The 21675-nt window shown below is 28.8% G+C and carries 20 protein-coding genes; 7 read left to right on the forward strand and 13 right to left on the reverse strand.

Going from position 1 to position 21675, the window contains the following annotated elements; genetic code table 11:
- Positions 1 to 32: 32 nt before the first annotated feature.
- The 7 genes from FP421_RS02895 to FP421_RS02925 are packed head-to-tail and all read right to left on the reverse strand — an operon-like array spanning position 33 to position 6169.
- Positions 33 to 2255 carry a TlpA family protein disulfide reductase gene (locus FP421_RS02895; RefSeq protein WP_159947435.1) on the reverse strand — a complete coding sequence of 741 codons (2223 nt, stop codon included), beginning with the start codon at positions 2253 to 2255 and terminating at the stop codon, positions 33 to 35.
- Positions 2256 to 2260: 5 nt separating this feature from the next.
- Positions 2261 to 2728, reverse strand: a complete 468-nt coding sequence (locus FP421_RS02900) for a hypothetical protein (protein WP_159947437.1) — start codon at positions 2726 to 2728, stop codon at positions 2261 to 2263.
- 43 nt (positions 2729 to 2771) lie between these two features.
- A complete protein-coding gene (locus FP421_RS02905) occupies positions 2772 to 3128 on the reverse strand; it encodes a hypothetical protein (RefSeq protein ID WP_159947439.1) in 357 nt (118 codons plus the stop codon).
- Positions 3129 to 3174: 46 nt separating this feature from the next.
- On the reverse strand, positions 3175 to 4155 hold the full coding sequence (locus tag FP421_RS02910) for a peroxiredoxin family protein (protein WP_159947441.1): 981 nt from the start codon (positions 4153 to 4155) through the stop codon (positions 3175 to 3177).
- A 1-nt stretch (position 4156) separates the two neighbouring features.
- Positions 4157 to 4522: a GntR family transcriptional regulator gene (locus FP421_RS02915; RefSeq protein ID WP_159947443.1), complete on the reverse strand. Its 366-nt coding sequence runs from the start codon at positions 4520 to 4522 to the stop codon at positions 4157 to 4159.
- A gap of 1 nt (position 4523) precedes the next feature.
- Positions 4524 to 5348, reverse strand: a complete 825-nt coding sequence (locus FP421_RS02920; RefSeq protein ID WP_159947445.1) for a hypothetical protein — start codon at positions 5346 to 5348, stop codon at positions 4524 to 4526.
- A 2-nt stretch (positions 5349 to 5350) separates the two neighbouring features.
- The gene (locus FP421_RS02925) at positions 5351 to 6169 is read right to left on the reverse strand and encodes an ABC transporter ATP-binding protein (protein ID WP_201288777.1); all 819 of its coding nucleotides are present in this window, start codon (positions 6167 to 6169) and stop codon (positions 5351 to 5353) included.
- Positions 6170 to 6317: 148 nt separating this feature from the next.
- Here FP421_RS02925 and FP421_RS02930 point away from each other — a divergent pair, with 148 nt between their 5' ends.
- Positions 6318 to 7439, forward strand: coding sequence for a DEAD/DEAH box helicase (locus FP421_RS02930; protein WP_159947447.1), 1122 nt, complete (start codon positions 6318 to 6320; stop codon positions 7437 to 7439).
- Position 7440: 1 nt separating this feature from the next.
- Positions 7441 to 8061, forward strand: a complete 621-nt coding sequence (locus FP421_RS02935) for a trimeric intracellular cation channel family protein (RefSeq protein ID WP_159947449.1) — start codon at positions 7441 to 7443, stop codon at positions 8059 to 8061.
- Positions 8062 to 8110: 49 nt separating this feature from the next.
- On the opposite strand, the gene FP421_RS02940 is transcribed toward FP421_RS02935, so the two are convergent.
- Positions 8111 to 11344 carry a S41 family peptidase gene (locus FP421_RS02940; protein WP_159947451.1) on the reverse strand — a complete coding sequence of 1078 codons (3234 nt, stop codon included), beginning with the start codon at positions 11342 to 11344 and terminating at the stop codon, positions 8111 to 8113.
- A gap of 74 nt (positions 11345 to 11418) precedes the next feature.
- Here FP421_RS02940 and FP421_RS02945 point away from each other — a divergent pair, with 74 nt between their 5' ends.
- A complete protein-coding gene (locus FP421_RS02945; RefSeq protein ID WP_159947453.1) occupies positions 11419 to 11892 on the forward strand; it encodes a MaoC family dehydratase in 474 nt (157 codons plus the stop codon).
- 41 nt (positions 11893 to 11933) lie between these two features.
- On the opposite strand, the gene FP421_RS02950 is transcribed toward FP421_RS02945, so the two are convergent.
- Positions 11934 to 12365 (reverse strand): hypothetical protein, encoded by a 432-nt coding sequence (locus tag FP421_RS02950; RefSeq protein ID WP_159947455.1) that lies wholly within the window; start codon positions 12363 to 12365, stop codon positions 11934 to 11936.
- Positions 12366 to 12489: 124 nt separating this feature from the next.
- Here FP421_RS02950 and FP421_RS02955 point away from each other — a divergent pair, with 124 nt between their 5' ends.
- The gene (locus FP421_RS02955; protein ID WP_159947457.1) at positions 12490 to 12933 is read left to right on the forward strand and encodes a hypothetical protein; all 444 of its coding nucleotides are present in this window, start codon (positions 12490 to 12492) and stop codon (positions 12931 to 12933) included.
- A 2-nt stretch (positions 12934 to 12935) separates the two neighbouring features.
- Positions 12936 to 13136, forward strand: a complete 201-nt coding sequence (locus FP421_RS02960; protein ID WP_159947459.1) for a helix-turn-helix transcriptional regulator — start codon at positions 12936 to 12938, stop codon at positions 13134 to 13136.
- A 47-nt stretch (positions 13137 to 13183) separates the two neighbouring features.
- Here FP421_RS02960 and FP421_RS02965 read toward each other — a convergent pair whose 3' ends face one another.
- From FP421_RS02965 to FP421_RS02980, 4 genes are read right to left on the reverse strand one after another with little or no spacing between them, the layout of a single operon-like run.
- The gene (locus FP421_RS02965; RefSeq protein ID WP_159947461.1) at positions 13184 to 14584 is read right to left on the reverse strand and encodes a TolC family protein; all 1401 of its coding nucleotides are present in this window, start codon (positions 14582 to 14584) and stop codon (positions 13184 to 13186) included.
- Positions 14585 to 14611: 27 nt separating this feature from the next.
- A complete protein-coding gene (locus FP421_RS02970) occupies positions 14612 to 15973 on the reverse strand; it encodes an HlyD family secretion protein (RefSeq protein WP_159947463.1) in 1362 nt (453 codons plus the stop codon).
- A 6-nt stretch (positions 15974 to 15979) separates the two neighbouring features.
- On the reverse strand, positions 15980 to 17644 hold the full coding sequence (locus FP421_RS02975) for a peptidase domain-containing ABC transporter (RefSeq protein WP_159947465.1): 1665 nt from the start codon (positions 17642 to 17644) through the stop codon (positions 15980 to 15982).
- 4 nt (positions 17645 to 17648) lie between these two features.
- The gene (locus tag FP421_RS02980) at positions 17649 to 18317 is read right to left on the reverse strand and encodes a TetR/AcrR family transcriptional regulator (RefSeq protein ID WP_159947467.1); all 669 of its coding nucleotides are present in this window, start codon (positions 18315 to 18317) and stop codon (positions 17649 to 17651) included.
- 242 nt (positions 18318 to 18559) lie between these two features.
- Between FP421_RS02980 and FP421_RS02985 the strand changes: the two genes are divergently transcribed.
- Both FP421_RS02985 and FP421_RS02990 read left to right on the forward strand, forming a co-directional pair.
- On the forward strand, positions 18560 to 19012 hold the full coding sequence (locus tag FP421_RS02985; RefSeq protein ID WP_159947469.1) for a cold-shock protein: 453 nt from the start codon (positions 18560 to 18562) through the stop codon (positions 19010 to 19012).
- A 139-nt stretch (positions 19013 to 19151) separates the two neighbouring features.
- Positions 19152 to 21665: an outer membrane beta-barrel protein gene (locus tag FP421_RS02990; protein ID WP_201288778.1), complete on the forward strand. Its 2514-nt coding sequence runs from the start codon at positions 19152 to 19154 to the stop codon at positions 21663 to 21665.
- Positions 21666 to 21675: the final 10 nt, after the last annotated feature.

The raw sequence follows: 21675 nt of genomic DNA on the forward strand, positions 1-21675 counted from the left end.
GGTTTCTCAACTTTATTGCATTTAATTACTTTTTATTTATAATTTTTAATTATATCATCTACAGTGTTATTAAAGCGATACATTTTATAATCGTCATCAATTAGTTCTCCATTTTTTGCAATAACTACATATTTTGGTATTCCATTAAATTTAAATAACTGACGCAAATAATTAAAATCATCAACAGGTATTCTGTAGGTATTAACGAGTTCTTGACTTTTAATAAATCTTAAATAGGATCTTTCTGGTGATTGATTAGTAGGGGTAATAAATACAAAATCAATATCAGGGTTGTTTTTATAATCAGCTCTAATTTCTTTCATCTTTTTAATAGATCCTATACAAGGGCCACAAGTTGTTGCCCAGAAATCTACAAACAATATTTTGCCTTTATGCGATTTTATAATATTATTAAAAATAGCTGTTGGTTTTCCTTTTGGAAGCTTTGTAGTGTTAGCTCTTAATGATATATTTTTAGAATTTAATTTTTCTGCATCATTTTTAGTGATTTTTGCAACTACAGGAAATTTTTTATTTACAATTCTTTCCCCTTGTGTTATCAAAAAAGGATCTTTGATGGTTTTTTTTAATTCGTTCCAATATTTTCTTGCATTTTCACTATCAGTTCTATCAATATCAAACTTTAAAGCTCTAATTTTAGTCATATCATGGACAATGTTTTTGTCTAAATGATATATGTTTTTTAAAACTGAATCTCGTAAACGCCATTTTTCCATTTTTGATGCTGTAATATCAAAGTTTTGCTTATCTGCTAAAGGTTGAATATATTTTAGATTATAGGCTTTAAGTGCATTGGTATATGGTTTGCTAAATTTTTTTTGGAATTTTTTATATTCGTTATACGATTTGAATCTTACTTTCTTGGATTCTTCTTTTAGTTTTTTATCGTTTTCAGTGAGTTCAATTTTATTTTTTTCTAAGTATTGTTGTAAACTTATTTCAGGATCAATTTTTATAGATTTAGGCTTAGCATAAATTTTTATGGGTTTGCTAAATTCAAATCTATTTACAAATATTGAAAACCCATTAGGTATTAGTAAAGCCTTATTGTTAAAGTCAATATCTTTTAAAAAACTATAATACTCATTGGTTACAGGTGTTTGTAAATTTGCAAATAATTCATTTTTTTTAGCCTCACGTTCTTGGTTACTTACAAAATCGAATAAGTGTGTTGCATATTCTGTAACTAAAATATTTTCTAATACTTGTTTTGTTTTATAATTTACATTATTGTTTTTAGTGTAGTTACCTAGTAACTTTTTGTGAGATTTTAAGGTTGAATCTTGTTCTGCTTTAAATTCGTTTGGCGTTAGAGTTTTTACTTTTTCTCTAAAACCTCTATAATCAAAATCTTCAACCTTAAAATTCATTAAATGGGTATTGATTTCAGCTAAAGGACCTTTAAAAATTGTATTTTTAAATTTATAACGATAAGAACGAGTAAATCTAGATATAGCATTATTTCTAAAATCTTCAGTATCTAATATTAATGCAAGCGTTTGTCCAGGTTCTAGATAATAAGTAATTGTAGCTTTATTGATACTTATATAATTTGTTTCAGGGTGAATTAAAGGTATTTCTGCTTCAAAACGTCCATCTTCATATACTTGAACAACAATAGGATAATCTTCTCTTGTAATACTATTTCCTTGATATACTATACCTGTATTAAATTTTAACCTTTTATCATACTCTTTTATGTAACCAACTAGTTTTGCTTTTTTGGGGTTGAAAAATTCTTTTGAATTAAAATCTTTTATAGGGCTTTCTGTAACTTTATTGAGTTCTTTTTCTATCCATTTATTTACATATTTTGGTACTTCTTTTGGCTTGTTATTTCTTTGTTTTTTTAAGGATATTCCATAGATTGCATGTTTAAAATCTATTTTTTTAACACCTTTATCTAAAGGAGGAAAAACAAGTACAACTGTTCTTGTACCAGATTTTGGAATGATTATTCTTTCATTAAACTTATGATCTTCAATTTTAATAATTGGGTATTCTTTTCCTGTTTTGCAGTCTTTTAAGAAATCATTTTTTCTAAATCGCATATGCCAACCAGGAACAATTGTACCTCTAACATGAAGTCTAGTTTCTTTTTCAGTAAGTTCTATTTTATCTACATCATAAATGCTAGATCTTTTTACTTCGTAAGCAGGTTTTTCTATTGTTTTTTGAGCAAAATATGTTGTTGCAAAGAAGCATAGTAAAAGTGTTATAATTTTATTTTTCATAGTTTTTAATTTAACAAATTATTTTTTTGAGTTTGTTTATGTTTGGAATATATTTCATCTATTCTTTTAATGATTATACTATTGAAATGATTTTTTTTATTCTTTAAATTCCCTATACCATTAATCACACTTTCAACTTTTACATCAGTCTTAATTATTTCATTATTAACTAATCTTTCAAATGATAGCTTTAAAGTTATTTTTGAATAAATTCCTAAATGCAATAGTGAGAAATTGTTAATAATTATTCTATTGTCATTTTTTAAATTTATTTCCTTTTGATTCCAAGAAATTCCATTAACATTAGAATCAATTTTTATTTTTGAACCATTAATATTCTTACCGTTAATTTTATTTTGAATATCAATTTTAGTTTTAGTTTTAAAATTATTGAAAGGGCCAAAAATAATGACGAAAATAATTCCTATTAGAATTAAATATATTCCCTTAGTTTTAAAAATCATTTTTTTCATAGGTAGTCTAAATTAGAGCAATCATAAGCAGTTTTTACAAAAGTTATTTTTTAGCTCCGTTTATTTTTCCACTAAAATTCATTTTCGGGTTTGACCAAGTTCCAATTACAGTATCTTTAGTAAATTTACCATTATAATATCCTTTATGAGCTGGGTTTCCATAAACAGCTGTAAAAATACCATTATCATTTACTTTTCCTGTTAGTTCAAATGTTAATTTAGAAAAAGGTGATTCTGCTTTTCCAGATATCACACCATTTTCATCAATAGTAGCGCTCCAATATCCTTTATCAGCCTTTCCAGTATAGGTACCTTTCCATTCTCCTTGAAATTCAGAGTTAGTACAAGAGGTTAGTATTATTCCGATTATTAAAGTTAAAATTAAAGTCAATTTTTTCATTAGTTTTTGTTTTTGATAGCTACTGTTTTTATAATTCAATTCTTATTTATTTATCTAAAAGAGTTTTTAATTTTGTTTTTAACTCATTAGCATTAATATTAAGCGAGCTAATCCTTCCGTTTTTATCAATTAAAACGTTTGCGTTATTTGAGTTGATAACACCATATTTATCCCAAATTTTTTCATCAGAATTCACATCTATAAGGGTTAGCCATTCTAAATTTTCTAATTGAATATTTTCTTTTATTCGTGATAATTTACGAGGACTGTTGGATTTTGCAATACCTATAATTTGCAATCCTTTTTCTTTAAATTTTTGATGTATAGGAATTAGTTTTCTTGTAATTTCTTTACTTGTACCGATTGTTGGATTCCAAAAAACCAATAATGTTGTTTTATTTTGTACAAGTTGAGATAATTGAATTGGTTTATCATTTGTTGAAGTTAGCAAAGCATCTACATAGCTATCACCAATTTCAACTTTGTCAAAAACTAGATATTCTTTATACCTTTCTAACCTTTGGGTATAAAGGTTGTTCCAGTCATTGTTGTTTTCGGTTTTTGTGAAATCTACTGCTATGGTTTGGTGTTTTATGGCTTTTTTAGTGTAGCCCAATTCAAAAACAATTGCAGCATAAGTGTCATTGATATGTCCGTTTTTAGGTTGTATTTTAACACCAACTTGCGTCCATTGTTCCGCTAATTTTAAAGCAGAAACATCATTATGTTTTTTGTAATACATAAAAACATCCCAACCAATCGTATTGTAATCTGATGGATTTGTTACGATGCCTGAAAAATAGCTTTTGGCTTCTTTAAGAAGATTGTCCCAATTTTCTGCAGATTTATTCTCGTAATACAGTTTTCTAGCAGCAAAATATGCTGTTCTATTTGCTGATATTTTCCTATTTTTTTCTCTTATCACTAAATATTCAGTTTCATAGTTTTTAGAATCAATATGCAGTGTTAAAATGGCTCCAAAGAAAAAAACTAAAAAACCTATGAATAAATATGTGCTCTTTTTCATTTTAATCGTTGTTTTTAATTGAAGTAATTAGTTTTTGTAAATCTGAAGAATTCAATTTTAACAATTCAATTCTTTCTAATAAGTAAGGCAATTCTTTGCTGAAAAAAGCATTTTTTTCATTCTCTAAAATTCTTTTTATAGCATCATTAGCAACAAAAAAGCCAACACCTCTTTTATTTATTAATATATTTTCGTTTTGTAAATACGTAAAAGTTCTCATTACTGTATTTCTATTCACTTCTAATTCTACAGCCAAGTTTCTTACAGAAGGAGCTCTTTTTCCTTGTTCTAATTCTCCTTTTAAAATTAGATTACAGATGTTTTCTGCAATTTGGAGATAAATGCTTTTATGAGATTCAAACTCCATCTTATACTTGTTTTTCTTTTAATTTAAAATAGGTAAGCGGAAGTAAAAATAGGCTTGAAAAAAGACCAATGACATATACACAAAATTGGTCTGAACGTAATCCGTTTTCTAAATATCTATGAAATATTTTTACATCAAAACCATTTACTTCATTTGGTAAAAAAAGATGAGATAAAATAACATTTAATAAAAAAACGGTAAAAGCAAAAATGCCAAAGACAACAATGGTCTTAAGTACAGCGTTTTTCTTAAAATGAACTGCATTTACCAATAAATAGGAGGCAAAAGACAGTATAGAAAGTAGTATTACTACTTTGTCTGAAAGCTTCATTTTGTAAGAGAATACATCCCATACAGTAAAGTCAGGTATTAAAATATCTTTTTTAAAATCTAATAGGTTGTAAATAATTGAAGCCAACTTAAAATCTACCCAAAAAATAAGAATAAATAAAGGACTGAAAATAAGAATTCTAATAAAAAATTGGATTAAAAATTTTTCGAAAGTAGAAGCAGGTAGCAATAAAAAATTACTGGTACTTTCTTTTTTTCTAAATGCAGGAAAACTAGAGCTAACAACTAAAAACAAAGCAATTAAAAAAGTGATGAATAATGAAACTTGATAGTCTGACTTTCTATAAAAATAGGCTCTATTATTGTTTTCTAATATTCTATAATTACTCGTAGAATCAAGGAGGATAAGATCTAAAATGAATAAAACAATAATTAATACTCCTAAAAATGTGAGGTATTTTTTACTATTAAAAGAGAGGTCAAATTTTAAAAGTTTGTAAAACCGATTAAAATCAAAATATTGTTGAAGATTCATATTTAAAAATTAAGTTCTGTATGGCTAACTACTGCATTAAAAAGGAGTTCTAAATCTATTTTTGTTTCTGTATTATTTTTTGCAGGCAACATTATTTTATACCCTTCTACACTTTTTTCTTGATAAATAATATCATCGAAATTTGTAGTGTTTGCAACACTTTTAAATTGTATTTTTTCAGAAATACTATTGATGTCTTTATGAAGTGCAATTTTGCCATCATTAAGTATTACAATATCATCAATTAAGTTTTCAATGTCCTTAACTTGATGTGTAGAGATGATGACCAATTGATCGTCATCTACAGAATTAACCAACACTTTTCTAAAAACACTTTTTGAAGGAATATCTAAACCATTGGTTGGTTCGTCTAAAAATAAGTACTTGCAATTTGTAGAAAGCGCAAAAGCAATCATAAATTTTTTCTTCTGCCCAAAAGAAATTTGTTGAAGTTTATAAGAATCTTTAAGTTCAAATTCCTCTAAAATGTTTTGCATTTTAGATTTGTCAAAATTAGCGTAAAAAGAAGCGTATAAGTTTATATACTTTTTTAAGGTTAAATTAGGTTGATACATTTCTTCCGAAACAAAGTATATTTCTCTTAAAAAATCCGGATAACGATCAAAAGGCGTATAGTTTTCTACCTGAAAATCTCCAGCATTTGGTTTTAATAAACCTGTTATTAATTTTAGTAAAGAAGTTTTTCCAGCTCCATTTTTACCAAACAAACCAATTATATTACCACATTCTAAATTAAGATTAAGACCTTTAAATAAAGGTTTGTTTTTATAATTGAATGTTATTTCTTTTGCACAAATCACGTTTATTGTATTAGTGTACTATTAAACTATGACACAAACATACAGCTTTTTTTATTATAACAATTATATTTTCTTTTTTTATTTACAATTTGCATATTTCGTTTGCTAGAACTTTAATAAAAGTATCTTTGCAAAAAATTAAAATACCATGTCAACATTTGCTGCATTAGGAATTCAAAAAGAATATATAAAATCAATTAAAGAAATAGGAATTTCTACACCTACAGAAATTCAAGAAAAGACAATACCAATTTTATTAAAGTCTAAAACTGATTTTATTGGTTTAGCTCAGACTGGTACTGGAAAAACTGCTGCTTTTGGTTTGCCTGTGTTACACCAAATTGATGCTGAAAACGAGAATATTCAAGCGTTAATTTTATCGCCTACAAGAGAATTGGTGCAACAAATTAAAAAGCAACTATTTAAGTTTACAAAATATAGTGAAAATAAAATTTTTGTGGAAGCTGTTTTTGGTGGTGAAAAGATTGATCGACAAATAAATAACCTTAAAAGAACTACTCATGTTGTTGTAGCTACTCCTGGTAGATTAATCGATTTGATAGAAAGAGGTTCAGTGGATATCAGTCATGTAAAAACAGTTGTTTTAGATGAAGCTGATGAAATGCTAAGCATGGGTTTTAAACAAGATTTAAATAGAATTTTAAAGTTTACCACAAAGTCTGATCGTAAAACATGGTTGTTTTCTGCAACAATGCCAGATGAAATTAAACGTATTGTAAAAACCTATATGGATGCCAATGCACCAAGAGTTGAAATTGATAGAAATGCTTTGGTAAATGCCAATATCAGACATCAATACGCTAGAACTACTTTAAAAGAAAAGACGGATGATATTGTTACTTTCTTAGAAAAAAGACAAGCTCATAGAGGTATTATTTTTTGTAGAACCAAAGCTGGAGCACAAAATTTAGCCAAACAATTGATTGAAGAAGGATTTTCTACTGCTGCTTTAGAAGGTGATATGCAACAAAAAGAACGTGACAAAGTAATGCGTGCGTTTAAAAATGAATCGTTACAATACTTAATTTCTACTGATGTTTCTGCGCGTGGAATTGATGTTAAAGGTTTAGAGTTTGTGATTCATCATCAATTACCAGAACAATTAGAATATTATACGCATAGAAGTGGAAGAACTGCAAGAGCTGGAGAAACAGGAACTTCATTGGCATTTATTTTACCTTCGGAAATTGAGAAAATACATCAAATTCAAAAAGAATTAAATATTAAGTTTACAGAAGTTACTGTGTAACATGGAACTTATTTACGTATTAGACATATTAGGAACTTTTGCCTTTGCCATTAGTGGTGCTTTGGTTGCTGCTGATAAAAAGTTTGATTTGTTTGGTGTACTTATTATTGCCTTTGTAACTGCAGTTGGAGGAGGGATGTTACGTGATGTTCTAATTGACGCTCATCCTATTAATTGGATTGGAGATTTAAATTATTTATATACCATTTTTGCAGCGGTAGTACTTACATTTCTCTTTAAGAGTAAAATTTTACCACTTAGTAAAACCCTTTTTTTGTTTGATACTATTGGTTTAGGTGTATTTACGTTATTAGGATTACAAAAAGGGTTATTGTTTGATTTACATCCAATTGTGGCATTAATTATGGGAATGATTTCTGCTGTTTTTGGAGGAGTTTTACGTGATGTGTTAACAAATAAAGTTCCTTTAATTTTTGAAAAAGAAATTTATGCATCTGCTTGTTTAGCGGGAGGAATAACCTATTTAGGTTTAAATTACTTTGGTTTAGATAACAACATTATTTTTATTATTTCTGCATCAGTCATTGTGGTAATTAGAGTTGTGGCTGTTCGTTTTAACTTACAGTTGCCAAAAATTAAAGACGATTTATTTAGTAAATAAAAAAGAGAAGCAAAATTGCTTCTCTTTTTTTATCTATTTAAAGTTCTTTTTACTTTACATCTTTCATCAATTCTTTTACAGAACGAATTAGTTGTTGGTCAATGCCATTGTCTATTTGACCAGGCATATTTTTTACTTTAATCATTGGTTCTGTTTGGTTGTTTTCCATCCATTCACCAGATTTATTTTTAGCACTTACAGGTACAACACCCCATCTAGAGCCACTTGGTAAACGTTCCCAGCCTGCAAAACTACAAGTTCCAGGAACTGGCATTCCAACTGTTTTTCCAATTTTTAAATCGGTATAACCTTGTGCATAACAATGACCATCAGAATACATACTTTCGTTAAAAATTGATAATGTAGGTTTTGTCCAACGTGATGTTGGTTCACCACCAACAACTTTTGCAGCAGTTGCATACGTAATAAAAGGAACTCCAGTAAAGAACATTGCTAAATCTGCCACTAAATCTCCACCACCATTAAAACGAGTGTCAACTACTATTCCTTTCTTTTCAGCATATTTGCCCATTATATCTTGGTAAATACTTCTATAAGGACCATCACTCATACCTGGAATGTGAACATAACCTAATTGACCATTACTTAATTTGTCAACCTCTTTTTCATTAATTTCTACCCATCTTTTGTACAACAAACCAAATTCTGCTCTCAAAGAAATTGGCTTAACAGTAATAGTTTGCTTTTTCTTTGTTTTTGGATCTCTAATCTCTAGAAGAGTAAACTTCCCTGATTTTCTATTTAAATATTTAGCAAAATCAACATCTTTATCTACAGTTACTCCATCAATTTTAGTAATAATCATTCCTGATGAAATATTAAAACTTGCCTTGTCTAAAGGTCCTCCTTTAATAATTTCATCAATTAGAATTCCATCACCATTGTGATCATAATTCATGAAAATACCCAGAGAAGCAGTAGCATCAACATTAGACATATTTCCGCCAGTATAACGTGCTCCTGAGTGAGAAACATTTAATTCTCCTAACATTTCAGATAACATTTCTGTAAATTCAAATTCATGACCAATATGAGGTAAATATTTTTGATATTCTTTTTTCATCTTTTTCCAATCAATTCCATGAAAACTTGGTTCGTAAAAAATAGCATTGGTTCTAATCCAAACATGGTCAAACATTGCTTGTCTTTCTGCAATCTCGTCAAATTGTATTTCTCCTTTAATTTTAACTGAAGTTCTCTTTTTTGAAGAAGGGTTAATTTTTGAAATACTTCCACCACTTAATAAGTAAAGATTTTTCATTTCTTTATCCCACTCTAAACTTCCGTAACCAACATTTAACTTCATTAACATTTTTGTTTCTCTGGTTCTTAAGTTAGTGCTCCAGAGGTTAGAACGTCCTTCAAAACTTGCTAGATAATATAAGTAATCACCTTTTTTTGATAAAACAGCATCACCTAATCTAGATGAATGGATTGTTAATCTTTTGCTGCGATCTCTCATATTATCCCAATCAAAAGTTAAGGCTTTTACCTCTTTTTTGTCTTTCTTTTTATTAGTGTCTTTCTTCTTGTTTTCTTTTTTATTTTTCTCTTTGTTCTTTTTTTCTTCTTCTTTAATGGCTTTCATTAGCTTGTAGTCTTCATCGCTTAAGTTAGCTTCATCCCAAGCATCTTGTGTAAAATACATGCTATACACATCACTTTGAGAACGACCACTTGTAGCATATGATTTTAATCCATTTCTGTTGCTAAACCAAATCATTTGTTTACCACCATTTACCCATTTTGGACTAGAATCATAATAACCACTTTGATTTAAGTTCATTCTCTTAGATCCATCTGCAGCCATTAATAAGACTTCGCTATTACTTAAGGTTTTGCTCCAATCTACCAATAACCATTTGCTATCTGGACTCCAAGTAAAGTATTTATCACCATCTCTCATGTGATATAAGTCTTTTGGAGTTAATAGGGTTACTTCTTTTTTACTTTTTACATCTTTAATTTTCAAGGTTCTTCTGCCTTCTATAAATGCAACTTTTTTACCATCAGGTGAATAACTTGCTAAATAGTTATCTTTTTTATTATCGATAAGCGTTTCTTCTTTTACTAAAGTAGCTGCATAGAAAAATGGTTCTTCACTTCTTACTTTTTCTGTTTTGTATACAGACCACTTTCCATTTCTTTCGCTACTGTAAATTACAGATTTCCCATCTGGTCCCCAAGAAACAAAACGTTCTCTTTCTGGAGTGTTGGTTAATCTTTTAGTAAAAGATTTATCTACAGAAGTTACAAAAACTTCACCTCTGGCAATAAAGGCAATTTCTTTACCATTTGGTGAAACAGACATCTCATTAATACCACCATTTACAGAGATAAACTTGTCTGAGTTATCTATATCTTGAGTGATGATATTTACGTTTACTTTTTTAGGTTTTTGACCTTCTCTCATGGTGTACAATTCACCATCGTAACCAAAAGAAAGAGTTCCGTTTCCGTAACTTAAAAAGCGTACTGGGTGTAATTTAAATGATGTTAATTGTTGAGATTGACTAGGGTTGTCTAAAGATAATTTATGCACATTAAAGGTTCCACTTCGTTCACTAAGAAAATAAATTCCTTTTTCATCACTGGTAAAAACAGGTTGTCTGTCTTCAGCGATATTAGTGGTAATCATTTTATGCGTATTTGCTTTTGTGTCATATAACCAAATATCTCTTGTAATTGAAGAAGTGTGGTGCTTTCTAAATTCATTTTCACCACCTTTTTTATCTTGATATACCATGATTTTACCATTACTAGTAAACTTTACATCTTCTGCTGGTATCGTTAAAAGTTGACTTACTTTTCCTGTTTTTACAGGAACACTATACAATTCTGATTGCGAACGATGAGGGTATTGACGATGATTTACAGCATCTTGTCTTAATGCTCCAAATACAACATCTTTATCATTGGCTGAAAAAGAATACGGAATTTCATCATTAGAATGAAATGTTAATCTTGTTGCTTTTCCACCATTGGCATTCATTACGTATACATCAAAATTACCATACCTATTCGATGCAAATGCAATTTTAGAGCCATCTTTGTTCCAAACTGCTTTGTAGTCAAAAGCACTATGATATGTTAATTGTTGTGCATTTCCACCGTTTGAATTTACTTTGTATAAATCGCCTTTGTAGGTAAATACAATTTGTGTTCCATCTGGTGAGATTGAGGAATGTCTCATCCATTGAGGATTGTTTTGTCCGAAAATTGAAACGGACAATAAAGTTAAGAATAAGGTTAGTTTTTTCATTTGAATTAAAATTTTGACTAATTTACTATTTTAAACTTATTTGTTATTTGGTAAACTGTTAAAACGAACATAAAATGAATAAAAAAAAATTTGAAAATATTGACGAATTTAAATCTATGGTAAATAAACCTTTACCAGTAGGAGAGTGGTATACTATTACTCAAGAAATGATAAATGATTTTGCAAATGCAACTTTAGACAAACAATGGATTCATATTGATGAAAAAAGAGCTGAAAAGGAGAGTCCTTTTCAATCTACAATTGCTCATGGGTTTATGTCTGTTGCTATGATTTCTAAATTGTTAGAAGAAGTTTTTGCCATTAAAAGTTTAAAAATGGGCTTGAATTATGGGTTGAATAAGGTTCGTTTTCCAAACCCAGTACCAGTGAATAGTAACTTAAGATTAATTTCATCAGTTAATGAAATTGAAGAAATTGAAGAAATTGATAATAACGGAATTAAAGTAACTTTTAATTGTTTGATTGAGATTAAAGGAAAAGATAAACCTGCTTGTGTGGCAGAATTTATTGCTGTATTATATGAATAAAAAAAGCTGCATTTTGCAGCTTTTTTTATCTTGTTGACTTATTAGGATAAAATTCCATCATCTGCACACTTTTTAGAGTACCAAACTAAGAAAATACCAATTCCTACAGTAAGGATAGGTTGAATTAAACCGCTAGTTCCATAAACTTCTAGGGCGTTTGTCATTGTAAAATTGTAAACTAATTGTACTAGAATACCTATAAGCGATATGAGAAAAACTGTTTTTGCAATCTTTTTCTTTGTCAATAATAAAATAGCTCCCAATAGACCAAACCAAACAGCTAAAGCAAAAGCCGCAGTTGCCCAAGCAGGAGTGTTTTCTATGATTGCGAGTTGATCTTCAGGTATCATTGCTTTCATGTCATCAGTTAAAAATGCCTGACCTAGATATGCAACTACTCCCATTAAGTTCCATAATAAGGCAATAATACTTATTACCCAAAATGATGATGAAGGTTTTGTAGAATTCGTCATAAAAATAAAGTTTTGAAAAGTTGATTATAAAATAAAGATACAAAAATATTTGTTCAATATTAAAATGTAAAATATATTTGTCATTATTATAAATAAACTTGTCAAATTGTAAAATAAATATATTATGAATAAAGAATCATTTTGTGATAAAGAAAGAAGGAAATTAGAAAAGATGAATAAATTTCAATTGGCACATCAATTTAAAAGAATTGGCTACATAGTTGCCATTGGGGCTTTTATTTTAATGATTGGGAGAAAATACATAGATAATTCAGAGTGGATTAGACCTATTTTGCAGGCAATTCTATTGGTTGGCTTGCTACTGGTTTCTTTAGCAAAAGATAATGAGGAAGATGAATTTATAGATACATTACGCTCACAATCTTATCGATTGGCTTTTTTATTGGCTATTGTGTATTCTTTATTGCAACCTCTAGTGAATTATGGAGTAGGTATTTTGTTTGATGAAAATGAAGTTTTAAAAGGTTTCAACTATTTTCAAGTATTATTTTTTATGCTTATTGTACAATTACTATTTTTTTGGCAATTAAAACGATTTAATCAATAAGTATGAAAAACACTATAAAAGTTCAACGTGCTATTTTAGACTTAACTCAAGACGATTTGGCAAAAAAAATTGGGGTTTCTCGTCAAACGATCAATTCTATTGAAAAAAATAGATATGTGCCTTCAACAGTTTTAGCTTTAAAGTTATCTGATGTTTTTCAAATCTCTGTAAACGATTTTTTTACTTTAGAAGATGATGATTAAACTTATTTTTATTGTTGCTTACTTTTTCAAATTAATAATTGAACTTGTTATTCATTTATCGTAAACACAGCAGCTTTAAATAATCCTGCTTTCTTTTTTAGAAACATATTCTCTAAGTCAATTGCTTTTAATTTTGAGTCAATTAATTTTACTTCACGGTAATTCACTAAAAACAAAGAGCTTTCACCTAAAAAGAATTTACGATCTTCAGCTTTTAATAAAGTACCATAATCAACCACAATTTTAGAAAGATAATCACTTTGTTTAATATAAGATTTTAGTTCTTGTTGAATTGCATCAATCTTATTAGTAATGGTAACTTTAGCAACTTGATTTTCAAATTTTTTGTCATTCAGTTTAATTTTTGCTAATTTTAAATCTCCTCTTTCTTTTCTTAAAAATAATGGCAATTTAAAGTTAATACCAGCCTTATAATTTCTATTGGTTAGCGTATTTATTCTATTTCTGTTATCAGTTAAAAAATTATATTGAACATCTAGTTTTGGTAAAAGATTGTTCATTTTTAATTTACGCTCAATATTCAATCCTTTAATTTTATATTCTAAAGATTTAATTTTTGGGTGATTATTGATGTCAAAATTCTCATTATTAAACAACGCGATATTAAATGTAGTATCAACATTGTTAAATGTTTTAATATCTGGTATAATATTGTCTTGCAATTCTACAGGCGTATTGTCATTCAACCATAAAAAATTAGATAATTCTAAGGATGATTTTACCAATTTAATTCTAGCTTTTTCTAAATTTAGTAGCCTATTGTTAAGTGTTATGCCAGCTTCTGTTGTATCTATTGCAGGTTTTTCACCTTCAAAAAAAGCTCTTTTTGTTGCTTTAAAACGTATTTCAGCATTTTTTAAAAACTGTTGGTGAACTTTTTTTTGGTTGTATGTTTTTAACCATTTAAAGTACGAAATTGAGGCATTGTACAAAATTTCATTTACGAGTATCTGTTGATCTTCTCTTCTTTGATTTAAAAACAACTTAGCTTGTTTTAATGACGCCATTCTTTTGTTAATTAACAGATCTTTTAGTAAAGAGGCAGAAATACCTGCACTATACAACCCATCATCAGGAACATTGGCTTCAGGACTTAAAAAATCACCTGAATTATTCTCAAAATTAGCTTTAAATTCTATACCATAATATGTTGGAATTTTAAAAGCAGCATTTAATTTATTATAATATTCTTTGTCTTTAAATTCTTTCTTATCAAAATCAACTTCAATCTTTGGGTCAAATGCACCTCTTGCTTTTAGCAGTTTAGCTTCTCCTTCATTAATCACCAAATTTGCTTGTTTTACAATAGGGTGAAATTTTTTGACATAGCTAAGATATTCTGATAAGGTCATAATAGATTCGACTTTATCTTGAGAAAAATACCCTGTAGAAAAAAGTAAAAATGTTATTAAAATATATTTTTTCATATTAGATTTCTAATCAACTAATTGATATTATTTCTTTTTTTTGTCTGCTTTACCTTTTTTGTCACCTTCTGGTTGATAATAGTTAGGAGGGAAACTATTTAACTGTCTCCACAATTCAAACCAGATAGGAACATCTTCTAATAATGCTATTGTTCTTGCACCAGAACCAATTCTAATGGCTTCTGGCCATTCATGATCAGTTTCATCTGGAGCTAACAAAACTCTATATTTACCACTATCACTCGTAAAGTTTTCTATAGCTACAACTTTAGCACCATAAGTACCATAAGATACATTGGGCCAGCCACTAAATACAATAGCAGGCCAACCATCAAACTGAACCCTTACTTTTTCACCAATATGAAGCAAAGGCAAATCTATTGGTCTTACAAAAGTTTCAACAGCCAAATCATAGTTTGCTGGCATAATACCCACAATATCTTCGCCTTCTTTAAATGTACCTCCAATACCACCTTTTATGACTTTATTAATAATTCCATTTTGTGGTGCTGTAATAAAAAGTAAATTTCTTCTAACTCTATAATTGCTATTGCTGTTTTCTAATTTAGAAACTTGAACTTCAGCATCAAATCCACTAGACAATGCTGTTGACATATCGCTTTCTGCTTTAGAAATTTTGTTACTATATTCTGCATTAATTCTATTAAATTCAATTTTTGCATTTAAGACATTGTTTTTGCTTTCGAGTAACTTGTTTTCTTTACCAATTAATTCTGCTTGAGTTTTTTGGAGTTTTAAGTTTTTCTCTTCTACATCTTTTACGGCAGCGATTCCTTCACTTTGCAAGGTAACAGCACGGTTATATTGCCTTTCTGCAATTTTGATATTTGTTTTAGCTGCCTCAAATTCAATGCTGTCACTTTCTACTTTTAACTTAGATTGTAGTAACTTGTTTTCGGCCATCTTTAATTTTAGATTTAACTCTTTTTTTAAAGATAAAATTTGTCCTTTTATCCAACTTACTTTTTGCTTATATGCCCCTACAGATAAGGATTTTGCGTTAATTTGTTGATTGGTTCTTTCAATAAGCCTATCATCAAAATAATCACTCTTTACTTCAGAAATTCTAAGAATTGTGTCTCCTTTTTTTACATAGTCACCTTCTTGAACAAACCATTGCTCAATTCTTCCTGGAATTTGAGATTGAATAGTTTGAGGTCTTTGGTTTGGGTACAATGTAGTTACCAATCCGTTACCAGAAATATTTTGAGTCCATGGTAGAAATAGGGTTATAAAACCTATAATTGCAGCAGCTGCCAAAAATTTATTAAATGATTTGTAATACTCTTTATTAAAGATTTTCTTACCAGCTTTATACGTTGATAGATCCACTTTTTTATTCACTTGGTTTTTTGTAATATTTAACATAGCGAATTATTTTATAGATTTAATTTTTCCTTTTTCCAAAACAATAGTTTGGCTACAATCTGTTCTCCAACTTTTCTTGCTACTAACAACAATTAAAGCCCAAGGTCTATCAGGATTCGTTAAGTAACGAATAATCCTGACTGTTTCTTCTAAGTTAAACTGGTCTAAAGGATCTTCTAGTATCATCATTTTAGGCTGTTTAACAATAGCTCTTGCTAGAATTATTTTTTTTGAAATTGTATAAGACATTTGTTTTCCTTCTGGATGTAGAATAGTTTCTAATCCGTTAGGTTGTTCTTTTATAAATTGATTTAATCCAACAATATTTAAAGTTTCATAAATAACATCATCAGAAACTTCTTTATTATCAAAAACAAGATTGTCTCTTAATGTCCCTTCAAACGGAGTTTCATCTGATAAGGATAATCCTAACTGAGAACGATAATGATTTAAATGTAAGCTATTTAATGATAAGTTATTTACATACACATTACCAGCAGTTGGTTGAATTACACCAGAGAGTAAACGTAGAAGAGTAGATTTTCCAGCACCACTTTCACCCATTACTAATATTCTGCTATTAGGTTTTAGTGTTAATGAGATGTTTTTTAAAATATGTTTTTCTCTATTTTCGACACCATAAGAAACATCATCTAACTCAACTGTTAAACCATTTTTAAAGATTGGTTTTTCTCCTTCTTGAGACTCTAAATCTTTGTCTACAACTTGACCAATTTTTTCTATAGATGTTAATACATCATAAAAAGATTCAAGACCAACAATTAGTTTTTCTACAGATGCAATTACTAATAGAATAATAATTTCTGCAGCAACAAACTGTCCGATATTCATTTCTTGATTCAAAACTAAAGCACCACCAATTAACAATAAACTAGCAGTAACAACTACCTTAAAACCAACCATTTGAGTGAATTGGAGTAGTAGTATTTTAAAATGATTTTCTCTTGCTTCAAGATACTTGCTTACTAAAGCATCATTTTTATTTAGTGCCAAGTTTGTATTACCAGAAAGTTTAAAGCTAACAACTGTTCTGGCAACTTCTTGAATCCAGTGAGCAACTTTATATTTGTTTTTTGATTCTATTAAACTGGTTTCTAATCCTTTTTGAGCTGTAAATTTAAAAACGATATAAATTAATAATAATAGAAGTATACCAAAAATGATAAAAAATGGATGATAGAAGGATAGTAAAATTAACGCAAATACAATCTGTAAAAGAGCTGTAGGAACATCAATCAATATTTTAGATAATCCTTTTTGAATGGTCAATGTATCAAAAAAACGATTGGCTAGCTCTGGTGGATAATAATTTCTTAATTCTGTCATTTTTATCTTAGGAAAACGATAACTCAACTCAAAAGCAGAACGCAAGAAAATTCGTTGTTGTATCGTTTCTATAATCCTAAGTTGCATTAATTGTAAGCCTCCAGAGAAAATAACTCCAATTGTTACCATAATTACCAAAACAATCCAAGAAGTAGAAACTTGTGCTCCTTGAATAAGGTTAATAATGGCTTGGATACCAAGGGGTAATGTAAGTGCTACAACTCCACCAAAAATAGCGTAGTAGAATATTTGAAAAATATCTTTTTTTTCTAGTTTCACCAAACTGATAAATCGTTGCCAGGGTGTTAAATTTTTGTTTTCCATAGTTTTATAGTAGGTTGTTTATCAAATGGATGAAGAAATCTGTAGGCGTTTTTCCTTTTTTACAATTTGTGATTGATGGAAAATGTTCTTTTAAATAATGCTGATGTAAGCCTCCCTCTAATATTGTACTTGCAAGACTTAAGGCAAAAGGGTAATTTTTATTTACAGCAAGAATCATTTCGCTAATTCTTGTAATTACTCTTTTGTAAATTTCGAAGTAGCCTTCCTTGTTTTCAGAATCAACTTCTTTTGTTAAAAAAGATTTAGAACTTTCATTTACAATAATTTTGTAAAGTATTGTTTCATTGATATGAGAGAAATTAGAGTCTTCTTCAACTGTTCTTGTAATAACTTTTACAGCTTTTTCTAATTTTTCTTGAGTGTTAGATATGCTGAACGTTTCTAGCACTAGTTGGTACTCTAACCAAGCCCAATACCAAGAAGATAAATATTGTAGTAATTTATGTTTACTCTCAAAATAGCGGTATATAGAACTTTCATTAGAACCTATTTTAGTACCTAATTTTTTAAAAGTAAAACTTTCAAAACCTATTTCGTTAATCAGTAAAATACTATTTTCAACAATACGTTTACCCAAATCTGAAGTTTCTGGGTCTTTAATATATATTTTACTTGGTACTGATATTTTTAGTACAGATAATAAATCTTTCATCTTTTATCATTTGTCTGCAAATATAATAGTATTACTATCACTAAATAAAAATATTCTTAAACTTTTAATGTTTTTTTAACATAGCTGTTTTAAAAACGAGTATTTTTCTTAAAGAAATAGTATATTTGCAATTTAAGACAGTATATACTTAGCGTTTTATAATTTTTTTCTTATCTAATTTAATTGTTTATACTGCTATATAGTCTTAAATACAATTATAATTTAATATTCTAATATTTTTAATGGCAAAATCTCAACAGACATTTAGTAAAAGTGAAAAAGAAAAGAAACGTTTAAAAAAGCGTGAAGATAAACGCAAGAAAATGGAAGCAAGAAAGGCAGCCAAAGAGGCTGGTGGTGCTTCAGGAATTCAGTTTGCATATGTAGATCATAATGGAAACTTGACAGATACTCCTCCAGATCCAGAATTAAAGGTTGAGTATGAGTTAGAAGATATTCAAATTTCTACTACTAAGAAAGAAGACTTACCAGAAGAAGATCCTGTAAGAAAAGGAAAAGTAAACTTTTTTGATTCTTCTAAAGGATTTGGATTTATCATTGATGCTGATAATGGGGAAAAATATTTTACTCACGTAAGTGGTTTGATTGATGAAATTTCTGAAAACGATAAAGTCTCTTTTGAACTTGAAAAAGGTATGCGTGGAATGAACGCTGTGAAAGTAAAAAAGATTTAAAGTTCCATTTACATAATTTGTAAAATCCTTCTTTTAAGAGGGATTTTTTTTGGTAAAAACTTCGACTAAAAATTTGAAGTTAAAATCTAATTATTACACTATTTTTGCAAAATAAAATTAGCAATTAACTATAATAATTATGAAGTTTTTAAAACATTTCATTATAACTCTTTTTTTAATTTCAAGTCAGTTTATTTCAGCTCAAATTACTGGTAAAATTATTGAAGCTGTCGAAAATAATCCTTTAGAATATGCTACTGTAGCATTGTATACAGCAAATAACAAAGTTTTAGTTACAGGAGTAGTTACTGATAGTAATGGACAGTTTTCAATTTCGAATATAAAACCAGATAGGTATTATATAGAAGTTTCTTTTATAGGTTATAAAGCCCAAAGAATAGACGGAATCGTTGTTCAGAATAAAGGAGAAAAAAAAGATATTGGAATTGTTAAATTGACTTTAGGTACAAATAATCAATTGAATGAAGTGGTCATTAAAAGTGAAAAAAACACAGTTTTACATAAAATTGATAGGCAAATTTTTGATGCCAAAAAATACCAAACCACAGTTGGTGGAAATGCAGTTGATGTAGTTCGCAATTTACCATCAGTAACAATTGATGGTTTAGGAGAAATTAGCGTAAGAGGAAGTAAAGGTTTTACAGTGTTAATAAACGGAAAACCTACACAAGGTGATGCAAGTACTATTTTAGCACAATTGCCAGCAAATGCTCTAGAAACAGTAGAGTTAATCACTGCACCATCTGCAAAATACGATCCAGAAGGAAAAGGAGGGATTTTAAACATTATTACAAAGAAAGGAGCTATAGATGGAACTTTTGCTCAAATAAATTTACGAGGTGGATTTCCATCGATAGAAGATTACGATACGCAAGTTGCTGCAAAGCGTTTTGGTATTGATGCAACAATTAATAAAAGAACAGGTAAATGGAATCTGTCTTTTGGTGCGAGTTACCAAAGAAATGACAAAACGGGTAGAAGAGAAGGAGATATGTTTATCATTAATACTCCAGAGAATAAAACAACTTTTTTGCCATCTGATGGAGAGCGTAGTTTTGATGAGATTACCTACAATGGTCGTTTTAATGTCGATTATACTCCAGATGATAAGAATAACCTTTCAATAGGGTTCTTTGCAGGAAAAAGAACCAAAGATCGTTTAGCGGATATTGTATATACAAATTCTGCAGTTTCTCCAATAGGCAGCAACAATCAATTGTATAATTTTACATACTTCAACCATAATTTAAGAACTAGAAAAGGAGATTTTGCTTTGGGTAGTTTTGATTACAGTCACAAATTTAATAACGACTCAAAATTATCAACCTCTATTTTATATGAATATACTTTTTTAGGTGGGCCAACAGAGAATGATAACTTAGGTTTTCCTGATAATTCAATTGTCTATCAAAGAGAATTCAATACTAATGATAATCCTTTACATGGAACTCGTTTTAACTTAGATTATCAATGGAAACCCTTTTCATTCGGTATTTTAGAAACAGGATATCAATTTAGAAATTTAGATCATACAGGTAAATTTGTGTATGAAAGAGATGGAAATTTAGTACCTGAGTTTTCTAGTGATGTAAGCCTAAAAAGAGTAATTCATTCTGGATATGCACAACTTTCTGGAGCAAAAAATAATTGGGACTATAATGCTGGTGTACGTTTAGAATCAATGGATAGAGAATATAAAGAAACCTTAAGAAGTGATGGAATAGAAAATGTTTACAATTTAGATTTTGTAAAGTTATTTCCTTCAGCATCTTTACAATATAAAATTGATGATAAAACAAACATCAAAACTGCATATAGCAAAAGAGTAGAAAGAACCACAACCTTTAAAATGAATAGTTTTGCAGAACGTGAGCATTCAGAGGTTTTTGAACAAGGTGATAATACTTTAAAACCAGAATTTATTGATTTGGTTGAACTAGGCATCACTAAAAAATTAAAAGGTGGAAATTCAATTTATGCAACAGGATATTTTAGACATGTAAAGAACGTTATTAATAGGGTAAATACTTTAGCATATCAATCTAATGGAGCAGTAATAGATAGCATTATTAATAGAGTGTATTCTAATGTTGGGAACAGTAATTCAATAGGTTTAGAAGTAGGAGCTACCATTAAACCTTCAAAAAATTGGACAAACTTTATTGGTGTAAATGTCTATAATTATGATATTGATGGCGTTTTAAATTTTAGACATAGAGATGGTGTTGAACGTAATTATGATATTGATACCAATGCTACAATTTATTCTATCAATCTAAATTCTACCTATAATTTTGGGCAAAATGCTTCTGTACAATTCACATTTAATTATTTGTCTGATAGAGTTACAGCAATGGGTGAAGATTCTCGATTTTACTCACCAAACCTAACGTTTCGAAAAAAGTTTATGGAAGATCGATTGACAGCTACTTTGCAATGGCAGAATATAGATATGGGGTTATTTAAAACTAATGAACAACGCATAACTACATCAAGACCAAATCAGTTTTTTACCACCACAAACTATGTGTATGAAGTTGACATGATTACCCTAAACTTATCTTACACGTTTAACGCTGCTAAAAATAAATCGAAGTTTATTGATAGTGAATTTGGTAAAAGAGAATTTTAAATTATAATTT

The organism is Polaribacter septentrionalilitoris, from assembly GCF_009832745.1.
Classification (GTDB): Bacteria; Bacteroidota; Bacteroidia; order Flavobacteriales; family Flavobacteriaceae; genus Polaribacter; species Polaribacter septentrionalilitoris.